This is a genomic window from Dissulfurispira sp. (genome assembly GCF_036745535.1).
Classification (GTDB): Bacteria; Nitrospirota; Thermodesulfovibrionia; order Thermodesulfovibrionales; family Dissulfurispiraceae; genus Dissulfurispira.
Window position 1 is genome coordinate 1 of the sequence record NZ_DAIOFX010000143.1, and the last position, 2521, is coordinate 2521.

Genomic DNA, 2521 nt, shown 5'->3' on the forward strand with positions numbered 1-2521 from the left:
TTTTAGCGTTTATATAAGCAGCAAACTTTTCTTCGAATTCATGGACAAAAGGACCGAAGGTAGATATAAAATTGGTCTCTATTGCTTTGGTTAAATAATTCTTTTCCTGCTCGTCTAAATTAGGGGCGTCTAACTCTATTTTTCGATATCCGGTCTTCATAGAATGTGAGTTTTCAAATACAAACTCGACCTACTCGTATCTGACATTTAGCTTGTCCTTATACCAATCGTATGTCCTGCGAATTCCTTCCTCCAGGGAAAAGACAGGGGTATAACCTGTCAATTTTTCTATTTTTGTCGTGTCGGGGCATCTCCTTTGAGGTGATCCAGGAGTATCGGGAAGTTCATTGATAGTTATTGCCTTATTCAAGACCTCGGCAATCTTTAAAACCAGGTCTTTTATACTTACTTCCTCCCTCGAATTGCCTATATTGACTATTTCATTTATTGTGTCAGGACTTTCGGTTGCCAGTATCGTCAACACAATGGCATCATCGACAAAACAGAATGCCCTCGTATGTGCAGGCGAAGCTACATCAATGATGTCGTTTTTGGTTATTTTCACAAACATCTCGGGAATTACGTGTGCAAACCCCATCCTTGGACCGTATACATTATGATATCTCCCAACCGTAACTGGGATACCGTATTTCCTGCCGTAAATAAACCCTATCGATTCACCGTACATTTTGCTCAGGGCGTAACTGGTTCTGTCTGCTTTAATATCGGCAATGGTAAGCGGCACATCTTCATCGGTTGGCACGGTAATTCCGAAATGTTTCATGGTACCGGAATATACTTCGCTTGTGGACGAAAAAAACAGCTTTTTAAGGCTTTTGGCTTTTTTGGCATACTCAAAAATATTAAGCGTTGAGAGAGCGTTGACATAAAGCACCTTATCCGGATTCTGCATAACATGTTTGACTCCGATAACTCCTGCAAGGTGGTATATATAGTCATAATCTCTATCTAAGTCCGTATACAACATGGGATCTGTCAAGTCTCCATTAATAAATCGGACATTTGTGTGTTCTAACAATTGCTGAAACTCCGTATCTACCCGGCCGCGCGATAAGTTGTCAATAACAGTTATATCGCTATTGTTGGCTTCAAGAAGTTTCTTTATCAGGAAATATCCTATAAATCCGGCTCCTCCGGTTATTAGTATTTTAGCCATCATTCCTCCGTAAACTATTCCAATGTCCCTTACCGACGCCTATCATTTTTATACCATTTGACGATAGTTTTTCAGCCACATCGTCATTAATTATATTATTTGCATCAAGAATCACCTTTACCCCCGGCAGAATCGACAATATATCATCTGCACTCATCGTTAAATACTGCTTATGCCTTGTTGCAAATACCGCTATATCATGTCTGCTATCTCCCAGAGACTTAATATCTGTTTCTACCTTGAGTCCCCTTTCCTGCCAGAAACCAACGAGTGGGTCATGAAGCTTCACAATTGCTCCTTCTCTCATGCACCTGTCATAAAACAGATCTGTTGGAGTGTGTCTCGTATCAGCCACGTCTCCAAGATAAGAAATACCCAATATTGTTATAAATTTATCTTTTAGTACACCAACTTCCTGTTTCAATAGTGAATAAGTATAATCAGGCATTAAATCATTTACTGCAACGGCATCGATAGACATTTTAAGCGTTCCATCACAATTGTACAGATTTTGATATGACCAGTTCGCCAGCAGCGGGTCTTTTGTAAGGCAATATCCTCCAACGCCAAATCCGGGCAGCATGATATTTTTATGTGTTGGCCTAACTCTTATTGCTTCGATGACTTCAAAAAGATTCACATGGGCTTTTTCGGCATACTCGGTCCATTCCTGGATAAAGGCTATATTCATAGCACGGTAGGAGTTCTCAAGCACCTTGGCCATTTCTGCAGCGGTGGTCGAATGAAGCTCAAAAAGCGGGTAATCTTTTGTATTTATAAAAGATTCAAAAAATGCCTTTGCTTTCAGTTTTGACTCTTTATTAATTCCTGAATAGACCCTGTAAAAATTAATGATGGAACTTAAATATGACGGCCCTGGCATAACCCTTTCGTACGAATATGAAAGATAAAGTTTATTTATGTCAAGCCCCCTATTTCTAAAGGATTCCAGAAATATAGGATAAATAACTTTTTGTGTTGTGCCCGGAGGGACCGTGCTTTCGATAACAACAAGTGTATTTTCAGAGATGTTATCGGCTACCGTTTTTATAGCACTTTTAAAATTTTCATATGTGAAAATATAGTCATACGGATTTCCCACATATCTCTTTTTAACGTCAAGATTAATGTCGATAACCACAATATCGGCCTTGGAAAACGCATATGTGCTGTATGTTGCCATCATATTCCTGTTTTCATAGGCATTTTTGTATACATGGTTCATATTCTCATCTGTGGACAGAACAGGGGGCTTTCCCATATTTGCCCTCATAATTTTCCAAAAATTCTGTTCATCAGGAAGGTCGATACCGATAACATTGAAAGTCAACTCTCCACTTGTAT

At 39.2% G+C, this 2521-nt stretch carries 3 protein-coding genes; all 3 read right to left on the reverse strand.

Features of this window, described 5'->3' with window-relative positions; translation table 11 throughout:
* A partial coding sequence (locus tag V7L97_RS13180) for a DegT/DnrJ/EryC1/StrS family aminotransferase (RefSeq protein ID WP_442891842.1) occupies positions 1–160 on the reverse strand: 160 nt, incomplete at its 3' end.
* 30 nt (positions 161–190) lie between these two features.
* Positions 191–1180 (reverse strand): NAD-dependent epimerase/dehydratase family protein, encoded by a 990-nt coding sequence (locus tag V7L97_RS12160; protein WP_333656357.1) that lies wholly within the window; start codon positions 1178–1180, stop codon positions 191–193.
* Positions 1170–2507 carry a nucleotide sugar dehydrogenase gene (locus tag V7L97_RS12165; RefSeq protein ID WP_333656359.1) on the reverse strand — a complete coding sequence of 446 codons (1338 nt, stop codon included), beginning with the start codon at positions 2505–2507 and terminating at the stop codon, positions 1170–1172. Before V7L97_RS12165 ends, V7L97_RS12160 begins: the two co-directional genes overlap by 11 nt.
* Positions 2508–2521: the final 14 nt, after the last annotated feature.